This window comes from Exiguobacterium sp. SH0S7, from assembly GCF_004337195.1.
GTDB classification, from domain to species: Bacteria; Bacillota; Bacilli; order Exiguobacteriales; family Exiguobacteriaceae; genus Exiguobacterium; species Exiguobacterium aurantiacum_A.
Map to the genome: position 1 here is coordinate 1 of NZ_SJVA01000019.1, position 24,644 is coordinate 24,644.

Here is a 24,644-nt window from a genome sequence, read left to right on the forward strand (position 1 = left end):
TCAGGGAACAATTCCCTTGTCTGGTGGCGATAGCGAAGCGGCCACACCCGTTCCCATGCCGAACACGGAAGTTAAGCGCTTCAGCGCCGAAAGTAGTTGGGGGTCTCCCCCTGTGAGGATAGGACGTCGCCAGGCAAACGGTGGTTCTGGAGCATTCGCTCAAGGGCCGCCGCTTTTTTGTATTTTGTATCGTGACTCAAATGAAGGAGAGGAATAACAGATGGCCAAGAAAATCAAAGTATACGTCGAGCCAAACGAGACAGTCGGTGAGTGTTTAGACCGAATCGCTCAAATGGGGTATCGCCCGGTACGAAGGATTGAAAAGCCTGTCTTTGAAAAAACGGGAACCAAAGACGAACCTGTTCATTCTCATCAATCAATCTTATTTGAGTGCGTTGCTCTCAAACCATAATGCCAAACCGTCACGAATGCGTGGCGGTTTTTTTGTTTTTGTAAAAACAGCGTAAAGACGAACGATAAATATTCAGACAATTAAATTGTTCGCTGTTTGTTGACATGTTTTCAAAGAACAAGGTACGATAGGCTTGTGAGTTAAGAAAATCAAATATTGCTCCATATAATCGCAAGGAAATGGCTTGCAAGTTTCTACCTGATCACCGATTCTGATCAGACTATGGGGTATAGCCGACATTTTTTTGTCATGGCCTATACCCTAAACTGTTTAATCAGTTTAGGGATTTCTTTATTTAAGGGGGACGTTGATGTGAAGGCAACAGTAGGTGTGATCATGGGAAGTTCTTCTGACTGGAAGACGATGAAGCATGCGTGCGACGCGCTAGAAGAATTAAATATTCCATACGAAAAGCAAGTCGTCTCCGCGCATCGAACGCCGGACTTGATGTTCCAATACGCCGAAGCGGCTCGGGAACGAGGGATACATGTCATCATCGCCGGTGCAGGCGGGGCGGCCCACCTTCCGGGTATGGTAGCAGCGAAGACGACGCTTCCGGTCATCGGAGTCCCGATTCAATCGAAAGCACTGAACGGACTTGATTCGTTACTGTCAATCGTTCAAATGCCAGCAGGTGTTCCTGTCGCAACGGTCGCCATCGGAAAAGCCGGAGCGACAAACGCCGGACTGTTTGCCGCTCAAATTCTCAGTCTTCAATTCCCTGAAGTCATCGATCGTCTAGAAACATATCGTCAACAAAAACGAGACATGGCACTGCGCGGAACGGAGGAGCTCGTCTAATGAGAATCGGGATATTAGGCGGAGGACAGTTAGGCCGGATGATGTCACTCAGTGCGAGCGCAATGGGTTACGAGACGCTCAGTCTCGACCCGAACCCGACGGCTCCGGCAGCCCAAGTCGCACCGAGCATCGTCGCCGGGTTCGACGACATCTCAGCGGCAAAAGAACTAGCAGCCCGTTCAGACATCGTCACGTACGAGTTTGAAAATATCGACTCGGCGATGATAGAGGCGATCGCCGACAAATGCCCGCAAGGGATGGACGTGTTAACAGCGACGCAGCATCGTCTGTTCGAAAAACAGATGATCGAAGCGTCCGGCTTGCGTGTTGCACCGTACATGCCGGTCCGATCGGTACGTGACGTTCATCGGGCCGAAGATTTGCTAGGACTCCCATTGGTCATCAAAACATGCCGCTTCGGTTATGACGGGAAAGGGCAAACCGTGCTCCGGACATCACAGGACGTACGCGCGTTCACAGAACAGTTCAATGAAGATGAATATGTCGCCGAGGCGTGGTTGCCATTCCGAAAAGAAATCTCGGTCATCGTGACGAGAGGCGCACATGAGACGACAACATTCCCAATCAGTGAAAACATCCATCAAAATAACATCTTACATTTATCGATCGTTCCGGCCCGGCTCGACACCGGCATTCTAGAAGATGCGCGCCATTTAGCACTTCAGCTCGCTGACCATGTCGGATTGATCGGCACGCTCGCCGTCGAGCTGTTCGTGATGGAGGACGGTTCACTATATGTGAATGAACTGGCCCCACGCCCCCACAATTCAGGGCATTATACGATTGACGCCTGCGAGACGTCACAGTTCGAACAACACATCCGCGCGATTACGGGCATGTCACTCGGACGGACGACACAGTACACACCGGTCGTCATGGTCAATCTGCTCGGCGAACATATGGATAAAGTGAACCCACAAACGTTACCATCGAATGTTAAACTACATCTGTATGGAAAAGAAGAAGCGAAACCCGGACGGAAAATGGGGCACTTGAACGTGCTCGGCAGTACCGTCGAGGACGCGCTTCACACCATCGAACAACTGGCAATTTGGAAGGAGACCGTTTTATGATTTCACGTTACACCCGTCCCGAGATGGCGGCGATTTGGACAGATCAGAACAAGTTTGATGCATGGCTCAAAGTAGAGCTTTACGCTTGCGAGGCGTGGAGCGAACTAGGCGTCATCCCGAAAGAGGACGTCAACGTATTATGGGACAAGGCATCATTCGATGTCGAGCGTATTCTTGAGATCGAGCAGGAGACGCGCCATGACGTCATCGCCTTCACACGGGCCGTCTCAGAGACGCTCGGAGACGAGAAGAAATGGGTCCATTACGGTCTCACGTCGACCGATGTCGTCGATACGGCGCTATCGTACTTGATCAAACAAGCGAATGACATCCTTGAAGCCGATATCGATCGCTTCATCGACATCCTCGCCGAGAAAGCGAAAGCCCATAAATATGACATCATGATGGGTCGTACACACGGAGTCCACGCAGAACCGACGACGTTCGGTTTGAAACTCGCACTCTGGTACGAAGAGATGAAGCGAAACAAGAAACGGTTCATGGCCGCACGCGAGACGATCGAGTTTGGAAAAATGAGCGGCGCCGTCGGGACGTTCGCTAACATCGACCCGTTCATCGAGTCGTACGTGTGTGACAAGTTAGGGATTCAAGCAGCCCCGATCTCGACACAGACGTTACAGCGTGACCGCCACGCCGAGTACATGTCGACGCTTGCTTTGATCGCCACATCCATCGAGAAAATGGCGACCGAGATCCGCGGCCTTCAAAAGACAGAGACACGTGAGGTCGAAGAGTTTTTCGCCAAAGGTCAAAAAGGTTCGTCGGCGATGCCGCATAAACGTAACCCGATCGGTTCGGAGAACATGACGGGACTCGCCCGCGTGATTCGCGGTCATATGGTGACGGCATATGAGAACGTCCCGCTTTGGCACGAACGCGATATCTCGCACTCGTCAGCAGAACGGATCATCCTCCCGGATGCGACCGGCCTTCTGAACTACATGCTCAACCGCTTCGGCAACATCGTGAAGAACTTGACGGTGTTCCCGGACAACATGCGCCGCAACATGGACCGGACGTTCGGGATCATCTTCTCACAACGCATCCTGCTCGCCTTGATCGAGAAAGGCTGGTCACGTGAAGCCGCTTATGACGCGGTCCAACCGAAAGCGATGCAAGCGTGGGAAGAAGAGACAATGTTCCGGACGTTGATCGAGCAAGATGCCGAGATGGGCGCACTCTTCACGAGTGACGAGCTCGATGACTTGTTCGACCCGAGCCATCACGTACGTCGTGTCGATACAATCTTTGAACGCTGTGGTTTGTGATCGTTGAGGGGCGCTATGCCCCTCTCACTTTAAAGGGGGACGATACAGATGGAAGCAATCTACGAAGGTAAGGCGAAAGCGTTATACGAGACAGAAGAACAAGGTGTGCTCCGTGTCTACTATAAAGATGACGCGACGGCATTCAACGGAGAGAAAAAACAATCGATCGCAGGGAAAGGTGTGTTGAACAACGCCATCACGACGCGTTTGTTCGAGCTCATGCACGACAACAAGATTCCGACCCACTTCATCAAGAAACTGTCAGACCGCGAGCAGCTCGTACGCCGCGTCGACATCATCCCGCTTGAAGTCGTCGTACGCAACGTCGCCGCAGGGAGTCTCGCTAAACGGCTCGGCTGGGAAGAAGGGACGCCGCTGTTGTCGCCGATCGTCGAGTTCTACTATAAAGATGACGCACTCGGAGATCCGCTTTTAACAGAGGACCATATCCGCTTACTGCAAGTCGCCACACACAAAGAAGTCGAAACATTGCGACAACTCGGGTTGTGGGTGAACGATGTCTTGCTCGACTTCTTCGACAAACGCGGTATCGATTTGATCGACTTTAAACTTGAGTTCGGTAAACTCGATGACACGATCATCCTCGCCGATGAGATTTCGCCCGACACGTGTCGCCTGTGGGATAAAGAGACGAAACAAAAGCTCGACAAAGACGTGTTCCGCAGAGACATCGGATCACTGACAGAGACGTACGGCCAATTGTTAACACGCATAGGGGGAACTGACCAATGAAAAAAGTGAATGTGTACGTGACATTACGTGAAAGTGTACTTGACCCACAAGGCGTCGCCGTCAAAGGCGGACTCGAGCATCTCGGCTTCACAGGCGTCGAATCGGTACGAATCGGTAAAGTCATCGAACTTCAAGTCGCAGACGAGACGACCGAGGCGATGGTGCGTGACATGTGCGAGAAATTACTCGTCAACACTGTCATCGAGAACTATCGGATCGAGATGGGGGTACTCGCATGAGGTTCGCAGTCATCGTCTTCCCGGGATCAAACTGTGACCTCGACATGTATCATGCGGTCAAAGACGTGCTCGGGGAGGAAGCGGAATATGTATTCCACACGGAGACGTCACTTGTCGGTTTTGATGGTGTGCTGTTACCAGGCGGGTTCTCATACGGGGACTACTTGCGTTGCGGCGCGATCGCCCAGTTCTCACCGATTATGAGTGAGGTGAAGCGGTTCGCTGAAGAGGGACGTCCGGTACTCGGCGTCTGCAACGGGTTCCAAGTGCTCGTCGAGGCAGGACTTCTACCCGGCGTATTGATGCGCAACCGTGATTTGAAGTTCATGTGCAAGACGGTCGAACTGAAAGTCGAGACGAACGAGACGATGTTTACGAGCGATTATGCGGTGGGCGAGACGATTCGCGTCCCGATTGCACATGGAGAAGGCAACTACTACTGTGACGAAGCAACACTTGAGACATTGCGAACGAATGGCCAGATCGCTTTCACCTACACAGACAACCCGAACGGATCGGTCGCGAACATCGCGGGCATCACGAACGCAAAAGGAAACGTGCTCGGCATGATGCCGCACCCGGAACGAGCGGTCGAGGCGATGCTCGGCGGAGAAGACGGCAAACGGTTATTCACTTCGATTGTAAAATGGGGGACACGACATGTTACTTACAACTGAACCGACAGCGACGCACATCCGTGAACAAAGACTGTATGCCACAATGGGGCTCACTGACGACGAATACGCACTCGTCGTCTCGCTCTTAGGCCGTGACCCGAACTACACCGAGATCGGTTTATTCTCGGTCATGTGGTCTGAACACTGTTCGTACAAAAACTCGAAGCCAGTGCTCCGTAAATTCCCGACGACCGGAAAACACGTCCTTCAAGGACCCGGTGAAGGGGCTGGAATCGTCGATATCGGCGATGGTCAGGCGGTCGCCTTCAAAATCGAGAGCCATAACCACCCGTCGGCCATCGAGCCGTATCAAGGTGCGGCGACAGGTGTCGGCGGGATCATCCGCGACATCTTCTCGATGGGCGCACGTCCGGTCGCACTCCTCAACTCGCTCCGCTTCGGAGATTTGAACGAATCACGTGTGAAACATCTCTTCGGCCACGTCGTCTCCGGCATCGCTGGCTACGGCAACTGTGTCGGCATCCCGACGGTCGGCGGAGAAGTCGCGTTCGATCCGGCCTACGCCGGCAACCCGCTCGTCAACGCGATGTGTGTCGGTCTCATCCGCCACGAAGACATTCAAAAAGGGATCGCCGAAGGAGTCGGCAACTCGGTCATGTACGTCGGGGCGACAACGGGACGCGACGGCATTCATGGCGCCACGTTCGCCTCTGAAGAGCTCGGTGAAGACGCCGATGAGAAACGCCCGGCCGTCCAAGTCGGCGACCCGTTCATGGAGAAGTTGTTGATCGAGGCGTGTCTTGAAGTCATCAAACATCCGGCACTCGTCGGCATTCAAGACATGGGTGCGGCAGGTCTCACGTCGTCTTCGGCCGAGATGGCATCGAAAGCGGGCATGGGTATCGAGATGAACCTCGACCTCGTCCCACAACGTGAGGCCGATATGACGCCTTACGAGATGATGTTGTCCGAGTCACAAGAACGGATGCTCCTCGTCGTCAAGGCAGGACACGAAGACGAGATTGAAGCGATCGTAACGAAGTGGGGACTTCATGCGATCAAGATCGGCGAAGTCATCGAGCAGAAAGTGCTCCGTCTCGTCCATCACGGCGAAGTAGCCGCTGAAGTGCCGGTCGACGCGCTCGCGGAAGATGCGCCAGTTTATCATAAATCGTCAAAAGTTCCAGCGTACTACGAGGCGTTCCAAGCGATGGCACCGGTTCAACCGGTCGTCACAGACGTGCTCGCGACGTGGAAAGACGTCCTCGCGATGCCGACGATCGCTTCGAAACGCTGGGTGTACGAGCAATACGACCATATGGTCCAAACGTCGACCGTCGTTGCACCAGGCAGCGACGCGGCCGTCATCCGGATCCGTGACACGGACAAGTCGCTCGCGATGACGACCGACTGTAACGCGAAATATGTCTACCTCGATCCGCGCGTCGGCGGTGCCATCGCAGTCGCTGAAGCGGCGCGCAACATCATCGCGAGCGGTGCCGAACCACTCGCGCTCACCGATTGCTTGAACTTTGGGAGTCCGGACAAACCGGAAGGGTTCTGGCAGCTCGACCAAGCCGTCGAAGGTATGGCCGAGGCGTGTTTAGCACTCGACACACCGGTCATCGGCGGGAACGTCTCGCTTTATAACGAGTCGAACGGGACGGCGATCTACCCGACACCGGTCGTCGGCATGGTCGGTTTGATCACGAAGCCGGAACATATCACGACGTCACACGCCAAGACAGCGGGAGATGTCATCTTCCTTCTCGGTGATACGAAGCCTGAATTTGGCGGCAGCGCGCTACAAATGTTGCAAGACGGAAAAGTGAGCGGACAAGCACCGACGCTCGACCTCGAGATCGAGAGCCGTCACCAGCAATCTCTGCTCACGGCAATTCGTCAAGGACTCGTCACGGCAGCTCACGACGTCTCAGAAGGTGGCTTAGCGGCGGCACTCCCTGAGCTCGTGTTCGGAACGGGATTCGGTGCAGACGTCAGCGTCGACACGGATCTCGTGACGACACTGTTCAGCGAGTCACAGTCGCGCTTCCTCGTTACGGTCGCGCCAATTCACGCGGACACGTTCGCCAAATTGACGAACGCCACACGAATCGGTCAAGTGACCGAAGCGGCGCAACTGAAGGTCCGCTCGAGCGATCGATTAATTGAAATGGACGTCACTGAACTTGAACGTGTATGGGAAGGAGCTATTCCATGTTATATGACATCCGAGGCATGAACGAGGAGTGTGGGGTGTTCGGGGTGTTCAATCACCACGAAGCGTCACACCTCGCCTACTACGGACTGCACAGCCTGCAACACCGAGGTCAGGAAGGGACGGGTATCGTCACGGCCGACGGCGAACGTCTGCACGCGAAACGCGGGCTCGGTCTCGTCGCCGAAGTGTTCGACGAACCGTCGCTCGATGCCCTCACCGGACATCACGCCATCGGTCACGTCCGTTATTCGACCGCGGGCGGCAACACGCTTGAGAACGTCCAACCGCTCCATTTCAAATCGCTCACCGGGGACCTCGCGATGGCGCATAACGGCAACCTCGTCAACGCCAACGAGTTGAAGCATATGCTCGAGGCGGAAGGGGCGATCTTTCAGACGACGTCTGACACGGAAGTCGTCGCCCACTTAATCAAACGAAGCCGCGGCAACTCGTTGAAAGAGCGGATCTCGGATAGCTTGGCGCGTCTCGTCGGCGCGTTCGCGTTTCTTTTCTTGACGGAAGACGCGCTCTACGTCGGCGTCGATGTCCATGGTTTGCGTCCCCTCTCGCTCGGAAAGACTGAAGACGGGGCGTTCGTGTTCGCTTCAGAGACGTGCGCGTTCGACGTCGTGGGGGCGACGTACGTACGTGACGTCGAACCGGGCGAGCTATTGATGATCACGAAAGACGGGATCGTCTCAGAACGTTACAGTGAAGCAGCGGTCCGGGCGATGTGTTCAATGGAATACATCTACTTCTCGCGGCCAGACTCGATCATCGACGGAATCAACGTGCATACGGCCCGTAAGGCGATGGGGAAAAAGATGTTCAACGAGGCACCGGTCGAGGCGGATGTCGTGACCGGTGTCCCGGACTCGAGCATCTCGGCAGCCATCGGGTACGCCGAGGCGAGCGGGATCCCGTACGAGATGGGTCTCATCAAAAACCGTTACGTCGGGCGGACGTTCATCCAGCCGTCACAAGAATTGCGTGAGCGCGGCGTCAAGATGAAGCTGTCGGCGCTACGTGGGGTCGTCAACGGCAAGCGTGTCATCATGGTCGATGACTCGATCGTCCGGGGCACGACGAGCCGCCGCATCGTCAAGTTGCTGCGGGAAGCCGGGGCAACCGAGGTACATGTGCGCATCACGTCACCACCGATCAAACATCCGTGCTATTACGGTATCGATACATCATCAAAGGACGAGTTGATCGCGGCCATCAAATCGATCGAAGAGATTAAACAAGAGATCGGGGCCGACTCATTAGCGTTCCTCACATTAGACGGTACGGTCGAAGCGATCGGCCGACCGTTCGAAGGAAACTTGCGCGGGCAGTGTGCCGCTTGCTTCACCGGACTTTATCCAACTGAACTGGCGGAACTTGTGACAGAGACAAAAGCTTGAGGGGGACTGACGATGAGTTTAAGATATGAACAAGCGGGTGTGAATTTAGAGGCAGGTTATGAAGCGGTGTCACGCATGAAGCGTCACGTCGCACGGACGATGCGTCCAGAAGTGATGACCGGACTTGGCAGTTTCGGGGCGATGATCGATCTCGGCTCGATGCAATTGAAACATCCAATCCTCGTGAGCGGGACGGACGGGGTCGGCACGAAGCTAAAACTCGCGTTCGCGCTCGACCAACATGATACGATTGGAATCGATTGCGTGGCGATGTGCGTCAACGACTGTCTCGTCCACGGAGCCGAACCGCTCTACTTCTTAGACTATATCGCGACTGGAAAAGCGGAACCGGCGAAGCTCGAACGCATCGTCGCGGGTGTGGCCGAAGGCTGCGTCCAAGCAGGGTGTGCCCTCGTCGGCGGCGAGACGGCCGAGATGCCGGGCATGTATCCGGACGGGGAGTACGATATCGCCGGGTTTGCCGTCGGTGTCGTCGAGAAAGAGTTACTCATCGACGGACGGACGATCGAAGCGGGGGACATCGTTCTAGGGTTAGCTTCGTCAGGTGTCCATTCGAACGGTTTCTCGCTCGTCCGTCACATCGTCGAGGCGCAAGGGCTCGAGTACACGGATGAAATCGCGATGCTCGATACGACGCTCGGGAACGCCTTATTGCTACCGACCCGCATCTATTCGGAAGCAGCGAAAGCGGCCATTTCGACCGGACTCGTCCAAGGGATGGCCCACATCACTGGCGGCGGTTTCTATGAGAACGTGCCGCGCATGCTGCCTGAAGGTCTTGGTGTCACGTTTGATGCATCAAGCTGGCCGAGCCTGCCGGTATTCGACTGGCTCGAACAAGTCGGCCACGTGTCGAAGCAAGAGATGTTCAACGTGTTCAATATGGGCATCGGCTTCATGATTACGGTACGTCCCGAAGACGTCGACACGGTACAAGCCGCGCTCGAACGGATCGGCGAGACGTCGCATCGGATCGGCAAAGTCGAAGCGAAACCAGGCGTCCGGATTATGGGGGTCGACCAGTGAAGCGGTTCGCTATCTTCGCCTCTGGATCTGGGAGCAACGCCGAAGCGATTTGGGAAGCGATTGAGCGCGGCGAGCTGAGCGGACAGTGTATGCTCCTCGTCACGGATAAGCCTGAGGCGAAAGTGCTCGAGCGGGCAGACCGTCATCATATCCAGACGTTCTCGTTCGAGCCGAAGGCGTATGCGTCGAAGTCAGAGTTTGAGTGGGAGCTGCTCGTTCTGTTAGAAGCGCTACACGTCGACTATATCGTCTTGGCGGGTTATATGCGTTTAATCGGGGATGTGCTGCTCGCGGCGTATCCAGGTCGGATCATCAATATCCATCCGTCGCTCTTGCCGGCCTTCCCAGGAAAAGATGCAATCGGTCAAGCGCTTGCCGCGAACGTGTCGACGAGCGGTGTCACCGTCCATTACGTCGACGCCGGGATGGACACGGGTCCAATCATCGCGCAAGAAGAAGTCGACATCGCGGGATGTGACCGTATCGAGGCGGCCCACCGGATTCAAGCGATCGAACACCAACTCTATCCACGCGTATTACAACAAGTGTTGAACCAACAGGAGGTTTTCAAGTGAGAGCATTACTGAGTGTGTCAGATAAAACAGGTATCGTCGAACTCGCGCGCGTCTTGCACGAAGCGGGCATCGAACTCATCTCGACAGGCGGGACGGAAGCGGCACTCGTCGCGGCCGGACTGCCCGTGAAAAATATTTCGGAAGTGACATCGTTCCCCGAGATGCTCGACGGACGTGTCAAGACGCTGCATCCGCTCGTCCATGGCGGTCTGCTCGGACGCCGTGATTTAGATTCACACGTCGAACAGATGAAACATCACCATATTGAGCCGATCGACTACGTCGTCGTCAACTTGTATCCGTTCAAAGAGACGATCGCAAAAGAGAACGCGACGTATGAAGAGGCGATTGAAAACATCGATATCGGTGGCCCGAGCATGCTCCGTTCAGCCGCGAAAAACCATGCCAGCGTGACGGTCGTCGTCGACCCGGCCGACTACGGCAACGTTGCCGCAGAGATTCAGAATGGCGGTACGTCGTTTGAGACGCGGCAACGACTCGCTTTGAGGGCGTTCCGTCATACGGCAGCGTACGACGCCTTGATTGCCGACTATTTAGGTCAGCAAATCGGCGAGACGTTCCCGGAACAGCTGACGGTCACGTACGAAAAAGTCCAAGACCTTCGTTACGGGGAGAACCCGCACCAACAGGCGGCGTTCTATAAGACACCGCTCTATGACGGCATGACGCTCGCCAACGCGGTGCAACTCCACGGCAAAGAACTCTCGTATAACAACATCCAAGATACGAACGCGGCGCTCGAGGCGCTCAGCGAGTTGACGGAACCGGCAGCGGTCGTCGTCAAACATATGAATCCATGCGGTGTCGCTGTCGGTCGGACGATCAGCCAAGCGTTCGATCGAGCCCATGCGGCCGACCCAGTCTCGATTTTCGGCGGCATCGTCGCCCTCAATCGTGAAGTTGACCTCGAGACGGCAGAAGCGCTCCGCAACATCTTCTTAGAGATCGTCATTGCCCCATCCTTTAGTGAGGCAGGACTTGACCGATTGAAAGAGAAAAAGAATTTACGTCTATTGACGCTTGAGATGGGGCAGATGACAGGCATGCGTCTGACGGCAGTCGCGGGCGGTCTCCTCGTCCAAGACGGCGACGACATGATACTCGACGATGCTTCGTGCCAAATCGTGACCGACCGTCGCCCGACGGCGGCCGAATGGGAAGACTTGAAGCTCGCGTGGCGTGTCGTCAAACACGTGAAATCAAACGCAATCGTCGTGGCGAAAGACGAGACGACGATCGGCATCGGTGCCGGACAGATGAACCGAGTCGGTGCGGCGAAAATCGCTTTCGAACAGGCAGGGGACCGTGCAGTCGGTGCCGCGCTTGGCAGCGACGCGTTCTTCCCGATGGGCGATACGGTCGAAGCTGCAGCTGCAGCCGGCATTACGGCCATCATCCAGCCAGGTGGTTCGATTCGGGACGACGAGTCGATTGAAGCGGCGAACCGTCACGGCATTACGATGGTGTTCACGTCAGTCCGACATTTCAAACATTGAGAGGAGCAAGAGGATGAACGTACTCGTCATTGGCCGCGGCGGCCGTGAACACGCGCTCGCGTGGAAGTTGAGACAAGACGGGCATGACGTATTCGTCGCCCCGGGTAACTTGAACATGGACGGTGTGACGTGTGTGCCGATTGAAGAGACGGACGTCACCGCACTCGTCCGCTTCGCAGAGACCGAAGACATCGATTGGACGATCGTCGGGCCTGAGTCAGCGCTCATGGCGGGTGTCGTCGATGCGTTCAACGCGAGCGGACGACGCATCTTTGGACCGACGAAAGCAGCGGCGTTGCTAGAAGGCAGCAAAGCGTTCGCCAAAGAAATCATGCGTGAAGCGAACATCCCTACAGCAGCTTATGAGACGTTCACGGAAGCGGAAGCGGCGCTCGCTTATATTGAGTCAATCGGGGCACCGCTCGTCGTCAAAGCGGACGGTCTCGCAGCCGGTAAAGGGGTCACGGTCGCCTTATCGCTTGATGAGGCACGTGCGGCGATTCATGATATCTTCACGACCGACAAGTTCGGTGACCAGTCACGCGTCGTCATCGAAGAATTTTTGGACGGGGAAGAGTTTTCACTCATGGCGTTCGTCTCTGGTGAACACGTCATCCCGATGATCACGTCGCAAGACCATAAGCGCGCGTTCGACGGGGACAAAGGACCGAACACGGGCGGGATGGGGGCGTATAGCCCGATGCCGCATTTAGAGGAAGCCGTTTACGTTGAGTCGGTGGAACGTGTGCTCGTCCCGCTCGCGCGGGCGATGGTGGAGCGGGGGACACCGTTCGAAGGATTCTTATATGCGGGTCTGATTCTGACAGAAAACGGACCGAAAGTGATCGAGTTCAACGCCCGGTTCGGTGACCCGGAAACGGAAGTCATCCTCCCGAACTTGGCGTCGCCGCTCCTTGACGTCATCGAGGCGGTCGTCGCTAAACGACCGTATGCGATTGAATGGCTTGACGGGTATACGATCGGTGTCGTCGTCGCAGCCGCCGGTTATCCGGAACGAGCGACGACGAGGCAAGTGCTCTCAGATTTTGAGCGCTTACCGAAAGACGTGCTCGTGTTCCATGCGGGGACGACGCGTGACGGTAGTCACATCATCGGGAACGGTGGGCGACTGTTCGTCATCACGTCGACGAAACCGACCTTGCTTGAAGCGAAGACGGCTGTTTACGCGGGACTAGAAATGCTCGATTTACCGCAGACATTCTATCGTCGAGACATCGGCGGACGGGCGCTTGCGCGGATTTTTTAAAGGATGGGTCAACCCATCCTTTTTTTCATGCGAAAAAAAGGGAATACCGGCTTCCTGCTCTACAATGGTGAAGTAGATTGAAGGAAGAAGGTGGTCGGTCTGCGTGTCCAAACGAAGTTGTTTATTGCGTTAGCGATAAACATCGCAGTGTTTATAGGGGTCATCTCTTTTATCATAAAGCCCTACTTTATCGAAAAAAGTATTGAGCAAGATCACGTGATGACTCGCAATCAAATCGACAGCGTTTCCGAAGTGTTTGCCAATCGTCGAATGGTGCTCGAGAGTACGATGATTGATTGGGCAATCTGGAATGATTCTTATGACTTCGTGCAAGGTCAAAACAAGTCGTTCATTCAAAACAACATGAGTCCTGACACATTAGAGAATCTAGACGTTAGCGCGATGGTCTTTTTAAATGAAGATCGAGAACTGATTCATTCTGAGTTTAGTCGTTTTTATGAATTAGAAAGTCCATTAGAACGAAATAATTTCACAAAAGAGATTTCTCGTTTTGTCAACGTGTCCGGGATCAAGCAAAATGCGGTGTATGGAACAGATTATGGCCCGGTTATCTTTATGAGTCATCCCATTTTGAAAAGTGACAGGTCCGGACCTGCAAAAGGGACATTAATTGTTATTCAAAAAATTGGTCCTGATTTTATTTCTACTGTCAGTGCACAAGCGAAAGTCCCAATTACGATTAGTCCGTTCTCTCATAATAAATTGACAATCGAGAAAAATGAACAATTTGTTCGAGTCTCAATGCCGCTTCAATCCGTCTATCAAGACGCGAATTGGGAAGTAAACTTCTCAATCAAGCGGACAAACTATTTAAATACAATATCAATGCTTCAAACCGGTATGTTAGGTTTATTCATCCTTGGATTAGGATTACTCCTTACCTTGTTTTGGACAATCAATCGCTTCGTCACACAACGACTGCTAAAAATAGTAGATGAGTTAAAAAACATCAAGTTCGAACGAAACAGTCGTTTACGTATTCGATTGAATAGGAAAAATCGGGATGAAATCGAGGAAATGGCAGTTAGTATCAATAACGTATTAGACTCGCTTGATCAGATGAGGACAGAATCATTAAACCGCGCTTTCCGAGACTCGTTAACTAGACTGCCGAACCGGCTTGCGGTAGAGGATATGTTTGGACATATGCTTGGGAAATCCAAAGTGGTAGCCGTACTAGGAATCGATATAGATAATTTCCGCCGCTTCAACGATCAATTTGGACAGAGAACGGGAGATGCGATGTTAACCTTTCTAGCTTCCCGTTTGAGTTTTTACAAAGAAGATGGATTTGCCGCGAGAATAGGGGCGGACGAATTCATGTTCATTCATCCCCATTGGACCATTGAAGAAATGCGTTTAGTGGCGAACCAGCTCGTGAAAGATTTGACAGAGTGGGGACGAAAGCAAGGGATGACTGGACTGACGGCCAGTATTGGAATGGACGAGCTGAGCCCCACGGAAAATTATACGTACGAAACGATGATGGGACGTCTAGATGCTGTTTTGCATGAAGTTAAGCTTTCAGGTAAGAATAAAATCCTCTCTTACCAGGAAATTGAAGACGGAAGCCACTATCTTCAGACGCTTGTGATGGAACGCGATTTAAGGCACGCTCTCAAACATGGTGAGTTTGAACTTCATTATCAACCAATTGTCTCGCCACGCCCGTTCGCTGTCTGTGGGGTCGAGGCGCTCATCCGCTGGAATCATCCGAGCAAAGGTCCAATCTCACCGGGCGTGTTTATCCCTGTGGCTGAACAGTTAGGTCTCATCTCGGACGTTGGACGTTGGGTGCTTCGCCAGGCGGTCCAAGAAATCCAAGAACATACGGAACGGCACAACTTGTTCCTATCGGTCAACGTGTCGAAACGGCAAATCGCGGACGGGTCTTTTCTTGAGGAGTTGGAAAGCGTTTTGTTTGAGTCGGGGTTTGAACCTTCGTTACTCCACATCGAAATTACCGAGACTGAGGTCGGAGGCAACATATACGAGCTGCAACAGTTCATCCGTTCGCTCAAAGCACTCGGCGTCAAGATCTCACTCGACGACTTCGGTGTCGGCACATCGTCGCTGTCATTTTTGCAATCGCTGCAACTCGACATCATCAAAATCGATCAAAACTTCGTCAAAGGGATTCCCGAGAACACGTTCGACCGGGCCCTCCTTGAAGGACTTTATCAGACGTTTCATGCCCTAGGACTCGAAATCGTCACCGAAGGAATCGAACGTCCGGAACAGCTCGCGTTCGTGCTCGAACATAGCGGTTCATTGATTCAAGGTTACCATTACAGCAAGCCGGTTCCGCTCGCGCAACTGGAGCATTATTTGAAGAAAACGGCAATGATGTACGAATGGTGAAGGCGCCTCTGCGAAGAGGCGTCTTTATTTATGTGAATTTCGTGTGAATTCCGTTACAATTGGCAACATAGCTTGCAGGTGTTTCATAGAAAAGGTAAACTTGAAACAAATGAAAGAAAACGCTTACAATATTATTTTTTGATACTATTGAAGCGATTAAGGGAGGACTGGGTTCGATGCCTTTAAAACGATCGGCGCGGGCACCGTGGTCAAAAGCGATGATTCGCTCACAACTTGAAGTCGTGGATCAATTGCGACCACCTTCGCTCGTATTGACAAACGCCACATACTTAAATGTATACGTGAAACAGTGGAAACAGGCTAACATATGGATTGAAAACGACCGCATCGTTTACGTCGGACCAGACGTGCCGGAGGCGGCCGTCGAGACAGTCGACATGACCGGGAAATATGTCGTACCAGGTTACATCGAGCCTCACGCGCATCCGTTCCAACTTTATAATCCGGCGACGCTGTCGAAGTATGCAGGCGAGCGGGGTACGACGACGCTCGTGAACGATAACATGCTTCTTTTTTTACAAGACAAGGAGCAAGCGTTTGCGCAACTCGAGGCGATTCAACAGCTCCCGACGAGTACGTATTGGTGGGCTCGGCTCGACACGCAAACCGAGCTCGACCGCGACAGCGTCCTCGTCGACTCGGAGCGCGTCCACGCGTGGTTCAATCATCCTGACGTCGTCATGGCCGGAGAATTGACGGCCTGGCCGCGTACGTTAAAAGGTGACGATGAGATGCTCCAATGGATGCTCGACGCGGAGACGTGCGGTCTCCCGGTCGAAGGACATTTCCCAGGCGCGTCCGCGAAGACGTTGACGAAGATGGCGTTGATGGGTGTTCACAGCGACCATGAGGCGATGACGGCGAACGAAGCGTTATGCCGACTCGAACACGGCTATACGACGACACTCCGCCATTCGTCGATCCGTCCTGATTTGCCGGGCATGATCCGCGGATTGTTGGACGCAGGTCTCGAAGCGTACGACCATTTGATGGTGACGACGGATGGTTCGACCCCTGGGTTTTATCAAGACGGTCTGCAAGACGCGCTCGTGAAGATTATGATTGAAGCGGGTCTGCCTGCCATCGAGGCGTATCGGATCGTGTCGCTCAACGTGGCGCGGCATTTCGGACTCGATCACGTCCTCGGCTCGATTTCACCGGGACGGATCGCCCACCTGAACATCCTCGATGCGATCGATGAGCCGCGTCCGTCGGCCGTCATCGCTAAAGGCCAATGGATCTACCGGGACGGGGCCTCGCTCTTCCCGAACGAACTCATTGAGGCGGCGCTCGCGCTCATGCCGGCGACCGACGTCACGATCGACTTGACGCCAAACGATTTATCGTTCAGCATGCCGGTCGGACTCGATATGGTCAACTCGGTCATCATGAAGCTGTTTAAAATCACACACGACACCGGTCAAGACGAACTGCCGCGCGACTGCGACGAATCGTTCTTGATGCTGTTAGATAAAGAAGGGAAATGGCGGCTCAATACGGTACTGAAAGGGTTCGCTAACGATTTTGGCGGTCTTGTCAGCTCGTATTCGATCAGCGGCGACTACTTGATTCTCGGTAAGTGTAAACAAGATATGTTGATGGCGTTCGAACGGATGAGAGAGCTCGGCGGCGGAATCGTCCTCGTCGACCGGGGGGAAATCATCGCGGAGATCCCGTTACCGCTTTGTGGGATGACTTCGACAGAGCCGCTCGAGCAATTGATTGTCCAAGAACAACGGTTGCGTGCCGAGCTGATCGCCCGAGGCTATCACTTCGAGGATCCGATCTATACGTTGCTGTTCCTGGCGTCGACCCACTTGCCATACGTCCGGGCGACACCGCTCGGTATATACGAAGTTATGAAAAAACAAATACTATTTCCGGCGATTTTACGATGAACAGTTGAGTCCGAGCCGGTCGTGCTTTAGAATGATAAAGAAGTACGATGAGAGAGGATGCTTGCGGATGCAACTCGATAAATTACGAGGACGAGAACTCGATCAGCTTTTTGAAGCGATTTTGAAGCTCGACACACTCGAAGACTGTTATCAACTATTCGAAGATTTAGCGACCGTCAACGAAGTGCAGGCGTTGTCCCAACGGTTAGAAGTGGCACGCCAAATTCGTGAAGGCAGCACGTATCATAAAATTGAAGAAGCGACAGGTGCTTCGACGGCCACGATTTCTCGCGTCAAGCGTTGCTTGAATTACGGGTCAGGCGGCTATGATCTTGCCCTTGAACGTCTACAACAATCAGAAGGTGACTCGTAAGAGTCATCTTGTTTTTGATGGAGAGGAGGGGCGAGATGCAAGATAAGTTCATGAAGCGAAATTTACAGCTGTTTTTCCGGAAATTGACGCCAGTCCAGACGCTCGTTTTAATTTATAGCGCGGCGGTCGTCCTTTCCGTGGTTTTGTTGGCTCTGCCGATTGCAAGACAACCTGGTGTCACCATCACGTTCACCGATCTCGTCTTCTTCGCGGTCAGTTGCGTCAGTGTTACCGGACTCACCCCGATCGTCGTGACCGATACGTTCTCGACGTTTGGACTGTTCATCATTTTATTCATCGTTCAAGTGAGTGGGGTCGGTTTGATCAGTCTCCACGTCATCATGTGGATTTTGCTCGGGAAACGGATCGGATTCCGCGAGCGCCAGTTGATTTTGCGCGACCAGAACCAGACATCGATGTCTGGCATCGTCAAATACATCGCGGAAATCGTCATTACCGTTATCGCGATTGAAGCGGTAGGGGCAATTCTGCTCGGGGTCCATTACTTAAACTACTTTGATACGGCCGGAGAGGCGTTCCTGCAAGGCCTGTTCGGTTCGATCAGTGCGACGACGAACGCCGGGTTCGATATTACCGGCAGCTCGCTCGCACCGTTCCGTGAAGACCCGTTCGTCATCTTCACGCAAATCGTGCTCATGACCGGCGGAGCGATCGGCTTCCCAGTGCTCGTCGAGATCCGGACGTACTTGACGAACCGGATCAGTCGCAAGAGCGAGAACTTCCCGCGTCGTTTTTCTTTGTTCACAAAGTTGACGGTATCGACGTTCTTCAGTTTGATCGCCGTCGGTACGGTCGGTCTGTTCTTGTTCGAATACAATAACGCGTTCAAAGATTTACCGCTTTGGCTCGCGCTTTCCGATTCGTTGTTCCAGTCCGTGACGACGCGAAACGGAGGGCTGTCGACGGTCGACGTCAACTTGTTCTCCGAAGGCAGTATGCTGCTCTTATCCATCTTGATGTTCATCGGGGCCTCGCCGTCTTCTGTCGGCGGGGGGATTCGGACGACGACGTTCGCCGTCGCCGTGCTCGGAGTCATCGCGTTCATTCGCGGGGACTCGTCGATCAAGGTGTTCGGACGTGAGATCGTGCTCGAAGATATTTGGAAAGCGTTCGTGATCATCACGGTATCGCTTGCTGTATTACTGACCGGAGTGTTGATTCTCACGTTCTTTGAGGACGCCTCACTTACGCGCATTTTGTTTGAGGCGTGTTCGGCGTTCGGGACGACCGGGCTTTCGGTCGGGCTCTCGTCGGAGTTTAGCAATGTCGGTAAATGGGTGCTCACCATTCTCATGTTCATCGGTCGGATCGGTGTCATCGCCTTCATCTTGCTCTTGCAACGAAGACAGCCGAAGCGGATGTACAACTATCCGAAAGAATCGATTATCTTAGGTTAAGGAGATTGTGACATGAAGGCATTTTGGATCAATTTCGGTTACGTGTTCGCTGTTCCAGTGTTGCCGTTTATCGCCGTCGTGAACGGAACGGCGCTTTGTTCGCCGGATTCACCGCTACTCGATATCCCCGTACTTGGCTTTTTCTTGGCCAACCCGCTCTGGTTCGTCCCGGTCTATGGTTTGTTCGCGCTCCTCGTCGCCAAATGGTTGACGGAGCGCGAGCGTAGCCGGACCGCACGTACATGACTTGCTTCGGCAAGTCTTTTTTTTGTCCAACAGATGCAACCTGTCCTAAAAATCGCTACACTAGAGAAGGTATCGAATGGAGGGAAGATGGATGGATTTTCAGACGTGGCGCCATGTGTTTAAACTGGACCCGAACAAACAGCTCGATGAATCGGCACTTGCCGCGCTCGTCCGTTCAGGTACGGACGCGTTTCTCATCGGTGGTACGGACGGGGTCGATGCGGAGAACACGTTCGCCCTTTACGCACGGCTGCAAGGTTGCGGGATTCCGGTCGCGCTCGAGATGAGCCATCCTGAACACGCCATCCGTGGATTCGATCATTACTTTATCCCGACGGTGTTGAACGCTGGCACCGTCGATTGGGTCGTCGGTCATCAAATGCGGGCTTTCGAACGTTACGGCCATCTGTTTGACTCAAACAATGTGACCGGGCAAGGGTATATCGTCTTGAATCCGGAAGCGAAAGTGGCCGCTGTGACCGGGGCGAGAGCGACGTTGACGCTTGAAGAAGTCGTTGCCTACGCGGAAACAGGGCATCATCTGTTCCGTCTCCCGTCGCTTTATCTCGAATATAGTGGCACGCTCGGTTCACCTGACGTCGTCAAAGAAGTGAAGCTGGCTTTACCCGATGCCCACGTGTTTTATGGGGGCGGCATCGACGGGATCGACACGGCCCGGATGATGGCCGAATACGCCGACACGATCGTCGTCGGCAACATCATTTACGACAATCTCGAAGGGGCGCTTGCGACTGTGCAAGTAGTCCGTTAAAATAAGAACAAATGTTTGGAAATAAGGAAGGATACCCCCTATGTATAACTTAAGCGAAGAATTAGTCAAAGGCATGAACCCGCCACAAGCAGAAGCGGTCAAATATACAGATGGTCCGCTCTTGATCATGGCTGGTGCCGGATCAGGTAAGACACGTGTGTTGACGCATCGCGTCGCCTATTTGATGGCGTCGAAACAGATCGCACCATGGAATATTCTCGCGATCACGTTCACGAACAAAGCAGCCCGTGAGATGAAAGACCGGATTGCCCGTCTCGTCGGCGGCGTGGCGGACGACATTTGGATTTCGACGTTCCACTCGATGTGTGTGCGCATCTTGCGCCGCGACATCGACCGGATTCGTTACGACCGTAACTTCTCGATTTTGGATTCTTCCGATCAGCTCACGGCGATCAAGCAAGTGCTCAAAGAGTTGAACCTCGATCCGAAGAAGTACGAGCCCCGGACGTTGCTCGGGATGATCTCGAATCATAAAAATGAACTGCGCACAGCGAAGGACGCGGCCGGACTCGTCGGCAACAATCCGTATGAAAAAGTCATCTCGGACGTCTACACGGCGTATGAGAAGAAGCTGAAACACAACAACGTCCTCGACTTCGATGACCTCATCATGAAAGCGATCCAGTTATTCGAAGAAGCGCCGGACGTGCTCGCGTTCTATCAGAAGAAGTTCCAATACATCCACGTCGATGAGTATCAAGATACGAACCGGGCCCAGTATACGCTCGTCAAGATGCTCGCGGCCGCTCACGAGAACCTTTGTGTCGTCGGTGACTCGGACCAGTCGATCTATCGCTGGCGCGGGGCCGACATCGCCAACATTTTGACGTTCGAGAAAGATTATCCGAGCGCGCACGTCATCTTGCTCGAACAGAACTATCGGTCGACGAAACGGATTCTAGAAGCGGCGAACGGGGTCATTAAAAACAACTCGACCCGTAAAGACAAAAACTTATGGACCGATAACGACGAGGGAGAGAAACTGCTCATCCACGTCGCCTCGGACGACCGGGACGAAGCGTTCTTTATCATCAACGAGATGAAAGAACTGCGCCAAGAAGGCATCGAATACGGCCAGATGGCCGTCTTATATCGGACGAACGCCCAGTCGCGTGGTCTCGAGGAAACGTTGCTCAAGTCGAACATCCCATACAAGATGGTCGGCGGCACGAAGTTCTATGAGCGTAAAGAAATTAAAGACATCCTGTCGTACTTGCGCTTGATCGCCAATCCGGACGAGGACCTCTCGTTCGTCCGCGTCGTCAACGAACCGAAACGCGGCATTGGCGCGGCGACGGTCGATAAGCTCGGCGACTTCGCCGGTATGCAAGGCGTCTCGCTCATGGAAGCGATCCGCGACATCGAACTATCGGGCATCGCGCCGCGAGCGGCGACGAAGCTGACCGAGTTCCGCCAGCTCATGATCGACCTTCGGCAAATGGCAGACTATTTGTCGATCTCTGAACTGATTGAAGAAGTGCTGAAGAAGTCTGGCTATGAAGAGATGCTTAAAATCGAGAAGACGCTCGAAGCCGAGAGCCGCCTCGAGAACTTACAGGAATTTCTCTCGGTCGCTCAAAACTTTGAGAAGGAGAGCGAAGAGCAGACGCTCGTCGCGTTCTTGACCGATTTGACGCTCGTCTCAGACCTTGACTCGCTCGAAGAGGTCGATGAGTTGCATCAAGTGACGCTCATGACACTTCATTCGGCGAAAGGGCTCGAGTTCCCGGTCGTCTTCTTGATCGGGATGGAAGAAGGGCTGTTCCCGCACAGCCGTGCGTTGAACGACCCGGAAGAGATGGAAGAAGAACGCCGTCTCGCCTACGTCGGCATCACCCGTGCCGAGAAGCGCCTGTATTTGACACGGGCCCAGTCGCGCATGCTGTACGGACGGTTCCAAAACAATCCGGAATCCCGTTTCTTGCACGAGTTGCCGGAAACGCTGCTCGAACGTTCCGGCAAAGCGAAGAAAGCGATGCCGTGGAATCCGGTCGAATCACCTGGGAAGTTGCCAGTCAACGGGTTCAGCTCGAAACCGAAACCCAAAGTCGCCCAATCGTCAGGTGCCGAGTCGATGAGCTGGCAGGTCGGGGATAAAGCGAATCATAAAAAATGGGGACAAGGGACGGTCGTTCAGACACGCGGCGAGGGCGATCAGCTCGAACTTGATATCGCCTTCCCGCAAGTCGGGATTAAACGCCTGCTCGCCAAATTTGCCCCGATCGAAAAAGCGTGAGGTGATCGTATGGAGATGACAGAACACGTCGAAACGTTACGACAAAAGTTGAACCAATACGGCTATGAATATTATGTACTTGACCGGCCGAGCGTCCCGGACGCCGAGTACGACCGGCTCATGAACGAGTTGATTCAAATCGAGACGGACTATCCGGAGCTTAGGAGCCCGGATTCGCCGACGCAACGCGTCGGCGGCGCCCCGCTCGATGCGTTCGTGAAAGTGACGCACGATACCCCGATGCTCTCGCTCGGCAACGTGTTCTCAAAAGACGATTTGATCGAGTGGGTCGAGCGGATTGAAAAAGATCTTGGCTATGCCCCGTTGTTCGTCGCCGAGCTGAAGTTCGACGGTCTTGCCGTCTCGCTCAAATACGAAGACGGTCGCCTCAAGCGCGGGGCGACGCGCGGAGACGGGACGACAGGCGAAGACATCACGCAAAACTTGAAGACGATTCGCACGATCCCGCTCCGCCTGAATGAGGATGTGACGTTCGAAGTGCGCGGCGAGGCGTATATGCCGAAACGTTCGTTCGAACACTTGAACGACGAGCGGGAACGCCTCGGTGAGCCGTTGTTCGCCAATCCGCGTAATGCGGCCGCCGGGTCGCTGCGTCAGCTCGACTCGAAGATCGCGTCGTCACGAAATCTCGCCTTCTTCGCGTATGGGCTCGTCTCAAACGATGAGCTCGTCGCGTCGCACGATGAGTCGCTCGATTACTTGAAGCGTCTCGGGATCGCCGTGAGCGGGGAATATACGACATGTCGGACAGCGGACGAGCTGTGGGACTATATCGAGACGTACGTGACGAAACGTTCAGAACTCCCGTATGAGATTGACGGGATCGTCATCAAAGTCGCGGCTTACGAAGAACAAGAACAGCTCGGTTTTACGGCCAAAAGCCCGCGCTGGGCCGTCGCCTATAAATTCCCGGCCGAAGAAGTCGTCACGACGATCGAAGACGTTGATTTCAGTGTCGGACGGACGGGGAAAGTGACGCCGCGGGCCCGGTTCGCGCCGGTTTCGGTCGCGGGATCGACCGTGACGTACGCGACACTCCATAACGAAGACTTCATCAAAGAGAAAGACCTTCGCATCAACGACCGGGTCGTCATTAAAAAGGCCGGAGACGTCATTCCAGCCGTCGTTTCCGCGCTCGTCAGCGAACGGACCGGGAACGAGGCAGAAATCGTTTTTCCGACTCGCTGCCCCGCGTGTGAGTCCGAACTCGTCCGCTTAGACGGTGAGGCGGATCATCGCTGCGTCAACCCGGAATGTCCGGCCCAACTGCTCGAAGGGCTGATTCATTTCGTGTCGCGACCAGCGATGAATATCGACGGTCTCGGTGAAAAAGTCATCACCCAGCTTCATGAGGCCGGCCTCGTCCATAACGTCGCCGATTTGTACGTCCTCGAGCGAGAAGCACTCCTTGATTTAGAACGGATGGGTGAGACATCAGTGACGAACTTGCTTGCCGCAATCGAACAATCGAAACAGAATTCGCTTGAACGGGTGTTGTTCGCCCTCGGGATTCGTCTCGTCGGTCAGAAGGCGGCCTCGCTCATCGCAGAGCGGTTCGAGACGATGGACGCGATTATGGACGCCTCGGTTGAAGCTTTGATCGAGATTGACGGGATCGGGACGAAGATGGCGGAATCGATCGTTCTTTACTTCGAGAAGCCTGAGGCGCGTGAACTCGTCCGTGAACTCGATACGGCCGGTGTCAACTTGACGTTCAAAGGAGTGAAGCGGTCCGTCGCCGCCGACGCCCCGCTCGCTGGTAAGACGGTCGTCTTGACCGGGAAGTTGTATGAGATGACACGCGGTGAGGCGGGAAAACGATTAGAACTCCTCGGCGCGAGCGTGACCGGAAGTGTCAGTAAGAACACCGATCTCCTCGTCGCTGGCGAGAAGGCAGGTTCAAAACTGTCGAAAGCCGAAGCGCTCGGTGTCGAAGTATGGGATGAATCGAAACTGCTCGCCTTTTTAGCGGAACACGTCTGAACGGAAGACCCTCA

General features: G+C 54.0%; 21 protein-coding genes, 1 rRNA gene and 1 riboswitch. All 22 genes read left to right on the forward strand.

Annotation, left to right across the window (positions count from 1 at the left end; translation table 11 throughout):
* Window positions 1-19: 19 nt before the first annotated feature.
* A 5S ribosomal RNA gene (rrf, locus tag EVJ22_RS14625) occupies window positions 20-135 on the forward strand.
* An 85-nt stretch (window positions 136-220) separates the two neighbouring features.
* Window positions 221-412, forward strand: coding sequence for an NETI motif-containing protein (locus EVJ22_RS14630; RefSeq protein WP_034809046.1), 192 nt, complete (start codon window positions 221-223; stop codon window positions 410-412).
* Between the two features lie 141 nt (window positions 413-553).
* A riboswitch (purine riboswitch) is annotated at window positions 554-655 on the forward strand.
* A 69-nt stretch (window positions 656-724) separates the two neighbouring features.
* Window positions 725-1,213, forward strand: coding sequence for a 5-(carboxyamino)imidazole ribonucleotide mutase (gene purE / locus EVJ22_RS14635; RefSeq protein WP_131444201.1), 489 nt, complete (start codon window positions 725-727; stop codon window positions 1,211-1,213).
* On the forward strand, window positions 1,213-2,307 hold the full coding sequence (purK, locus tag EVJ22_RS14640) for a 5-(carboxyamino)imidazole ribonucleotide synthase (protein ID WP_071399050.1): 1,095 nt from the start codon (window positions 1,213-1,215) through the stop codon (window positions 2,305-2,307). The genes purE and purK overlap by 1 nt, the downstream gene beginning before the upstream one ends.
* The gene (gene purB / locus EVJ22_RS14645; RefSeq protein WP_071399051.1) at window positions 2,304-3,596 is read left to right on the forward strand and encodes an adenylosuccinate lyase; all 1,293 of its coding nucleotides are present in this window, start codon (window positions 2,304-2,306) and stop codon (window positions 3,594-3,596) included. Before purK ends, purB begins: the two co-directional genes overlap by 4 nt.
* 48 nt (window positions 3,597-3,644) lie before the next feature.
* Window positions 3,645-4,349, forward strand: coding sequence for a phosphoribosylaminoimidazolesuccinocarboxamide synthase (gene purC, locus EVJ22_RS14650; RefSeq protein WP_071399052.1), 705 nt, complete (start codon window positions 3,645-3,647; stop codon window positions 4,347-4,349).
* A complete protein-coding gene (gene purS / locus EVJ22_RS14655; protein ID WP_021065194.1) occupies window positions 4,346-4,588 on the forward strand; it encodes a phosphoribosylformylglycinamidine synthase subunit PurS in 243 nt (80 codons plus the stop codon). The genes purC and purS overlap by 4 nt, the downstream gene beginning before the upstream one ends.
* Window positions 4,585-5,265: a phosphoribosylformylglycinamidine synthase subunit PurQ gene (purQ, locus tag EVJ22_RS14660; RefSeq protein WP_131444202.1), complete on the forward strand. Its 681-nt coding sequence runs from the start codon at window positions 4,585-4,587 to the stop codon at window positions 5,263-5,265. Before purS ends, purQ begins: the two co-directional genes overlap by 4 nt.
* Complete coding sequence (gene purL / locus EVJ22_RS14665; protein ID WP_131444203.1) at window positions 5,249-7,468, forward strand: phosphoribosylformylglycinamidine synthase subunit PurL; 2,220 nt, start codon at window positions 5,249-5,251, stop codon at window positions 7,466-7,468. The genes purQ and purL overlap by 17 nt, the downstream gene beginning before the upstream one ends.
* Entirely contained in the window at window positions 7,444-8,853 is a 1,410-nt protein-coding gene (gene purF / locus EVJ22_RS14670; RefSeq protein ID WP_131444204.1) for an amidophosphoribosyltransferase, read from the forward strand. The genes purL and purF overlap by 25 nt, the downstream gene beginning before the upstream one ends.
* A gap of 12 nt (window positions 8,854-8,865) precedes the next feature.
* Window positions 8,866-9,900: a phosphoribosylformylglycinamidine cyclo-ligase gene (purM, locus tag EVJ22_RS14675; RefSeq protein ID WP_070328805.1), complete on the forward strand. Its 1,035-nt coding sequence runs from the start codon at window positions 8,866-8,868 to the stop codon at window positions 9,898-9,900.
* Window positions 9,897-10,475, forward strand: a complete 579-nt coding sequence (gene purN, locus EVJ22_RS14680; RefSeq protein WP_071399056.1) for a phosphoribosylglycinamide formyltransferase — start codon at window positions 9,897-9,899, stop codon at window positions 10,473-10,475. Before purM ends, purN begins: the two co-directional genes overlap by 4 nt.
* Complete coding sequence (gene purH, locus EVJ22_RS14685) at window positions 10,472-11,992, forward strand: bifunctional phosphoribosylaminoimidazolecarboxamide formyltransferase/IMP cyclohydrolase (RefSeq protein WP_131444205.1); 1,521 nt, start codon at window positions 10,472-10,474, stop codon at window positions 11,990-11,992. Before purN ends, purH begins: the two co-directional genes overlap by 4 nt.
* 13 nt (window positions 11,993-12,005) lie before the next feature.
* Window positions 12,006-13,259, forward strand: coding sequence for a phosphoribosylamine--glycine ligase (purD, locus tag EVJ22_RS14690; RefSeq protein ID WP_131444206.1), 1,254 nt, complete (start codon window positions 12,006-12,008; stop codon window positions 13,257-13,259).
* Between the two features lie 270 nt (window positions 13,260-13,529).
* On the forward strand, window positions 13,530-15,641 hold the full coding sequence (locus EVJ22_RS14695; RefSeq protein WP_255569984.1) for an EAL domain-containing protein: 2,112 nt from the start codon (window positions 13,530-13,532) through the stop codon (window positions 15,639-15,641).
* A gap of 176 nt (window positions 15,642-15,817) precedes the next feature.
* Window positions 15,818-17,560: an adenine deaminase C-terminal domain-containing protein gene (locus EVJ22_RS14700; protein ID WP_131444208.1), complete on the forward strand. Its 1,743-nt coding sequence runs from the start codon at window positions 15,818-15,820 to the stop codon at window positions 17,558-17,560.
* Window positions 17,561-17,627: 67 nt separating this feature from the next.
* On the forward strand, window positions 17,628-17,933 hold the full coding sequence (locus tag EVJ22_RS14705; protein ID WP_016509246.1) for a YerC/YecD family TrpR-related protein: 306 nt from the start codon (window positions 17,628-17,630) through the stop codon (window positions 17,931-17,933).
* A 35-nt stretch (window positions 17,934-17,968) separates the two neighbouring features.
* Complete coding sequence (locus EVJ22_RS14710; protein WP_083274110.1) at window positions 17,969-19,351, forward strand: TrkH family potassium uptake protein; 1,383 nt, start codon at window positions 17,969-17,971, stop codon at window positions 19,349-19,351.
* A gap of 12 nt (window positions 19,352-19,363) precedes the next feature.
* Complete coding sequence (locus EVJ22_RS14715; protein ID WP_016509263.1) at window positions 19,364-19,597, forward strand: hypothetical protein; 234 nt, start codon at window positions 19,364-19,366, stop codon at window positions 19,595-19,597.
* A 91-nt stretch (window positions 19,598-19,688) separates the two neighbouring features.
* Window positions 19,689-20,369 (forward strand): heptaprenylglyceryl phosphate synthase, encoded by a 681-nt coding sequence (pcrB, locus tag EVJ22_RS14720; RefSeq protein WP_131444209.1) that lies wholly within the window; start codon window positions 19,689-19,691, stop codon window positions 20,367-20,369.
* A gap of 40 nt (window positions 20,370-20,409) precedes the next feature.
* Complete coding sequence (gene pcrA / locus EVJ22_RS14725; RefSeq protein ID WP_131444210.1) at window positions 20,410-22,626, forward strand: DNA helicase PcrA; 2,217 nt, start codon at window positions 20,410-20,412, stop codon at window positions 22,624-22,626.
* Between the two features lie 9 nt (window positions 22,627-22,635).
* Window positions 22,636-24,630 carry an NAD-dependent DNA ligase LigA gene (ligA, locus tag EVJ22_RS14730; RefSeq protein WP_131444211.1) on the forward strand — a complete coding sequence of 665 codons (1,995 nt, stop codon included), beginning with the start codon at window positions 22,636-22,638 and terminating at the stop codon, window positions 24,628-24,630.
* Window positions 24,631-24,644 lie beyond the last annotated feature (14 nt).

What these genes read in the sequence shown, in the direction of transcription:
- purM (WP_070328805.1), top strand. Translation starts at nt 8,866, where the DNA reads ATGAGTTTAAGATATGAACAAGCGGGTGTGAATTTAGAGGCAGGTTAT.
- purL (WP_131444203.1), top strand. Translation starts at nt 5,249, where the DNA reads ATGTTACTTACAACTGAACCGACAGCGACGCACATCCGTGAACAAAGA.
- pcrA (WP_131444210.1), top strand. Translation starts at nt 20,410, where the DNA reads ATGTATAACTTAAGCGAAGAATTAGTCAAAGGCATGAACCCGCCACAA.
- EVJ22_RS14700 (WP_131444208.1), top strand. Translation starts at nt 15,818, where the DNA reads ATGCCTTTAAAACGATCGGCGCGGGCACCGTGGTCAAAAGCGATGATT.
- EVJ22_RS14630 (WP_034809046.1), top strand. Translation starts at nt 221, where the DNA reads ATGGCCAAGAAAATCAAAGTATACGTCGAGCCAAACGAGACAGTCGGT.
- purB (WP_071399051.1), top strand. Translation starts at nt 2,304, where the DNA reads ATGATTTCACGTTACACCCGTCCCGAGATGGCGGCGATTTGGACAGAT.
- EVJ22_RS14705 (WP_016509246.1), top strand. Translation starts at nt 17,628, where the DNA reads ATGCAACTCGATAAATTACGAGGACGAGAACTCGATCAGCTTTTTGAA.
- purK (WP_071399050.1), top strand. Translation starts at nt 1,213, where the DNA reads ATGAGAATCGGGATATTAGGCGGAGGACAGTTAGGCCGGATGATGTCA.
- EVJ22_RS14695 (WP_255569984.1), top strand. Translation starts at nt 13,530, where the DNA reads ATGGTGCTCGAGAGTACGATGATTGATTGGGCAATCTGGAATGATTCT.
- purQ (WP_131444202.1), top strand. Translation starts at nt 4,585, where the DNA reads ATGAGGTTCGCAGTCATCGTCTTCCCGGGATCAAACTGTGACCTCGAC.
- purC (WP_071399052.1), top strand. Translation starts at nt 3,645, where the DNA reads ATGGAAGCAATCTACGAAGGTAAGGCGAAAGCGTTATACGAGACAGAA.
- EVJ22_RS14715 (WP_016509263.1), top strand. Translation starts at nt 19,364, where the DNA reads ATGAAGGCATTTTGGATCAATTTCGGTTACGTGTTCGCTGTTCCAGTG.
- ligA (WP_131444211.1), top strand. Translation starts at nt 22,636, where the DNA reads ATGGAGATGACAGAACACGTCGAAACGTTACGACAAAAGTTGAACCAA.
- pcrB (WP_131444209.1), top strand. Translation starts at nt 19,689, where the DNA reads ATGGATTTTCAGACGTGGCGCCATGTGTTTAAACTGGACCCGAACAAA.
- purS (WP_021065194.1), top strand. Translation starts at nt 4,346, where the DNA reads ATGAAAAAAGTGAATGTGTACGTGACATTACGTGAAAGTGTACTTGAC.
- purD (WP_131444206.1), top strand. Translation starts at nt 12,006, where the DNA reads ATGAACGTACTCGTCATTGGCCGCGGCGGCCGTGAACACGCGCTCGCG.
- EVJ22_RS14710 (WP_083274110.1), top strand. Translation starts at nt 17,969, where the DNA reads ATGCAAGATAAGTTCATGAAGCGAAATTTACAGCTGTTTTTCCGGAAA.
- purF (WP_131444204.1), top strand. Translation starts at nt 7,444, where the DNA reads ATGTTATATGACATCCGAGGCATGAACGAGGAGTGTGGGGTGTTCGGG.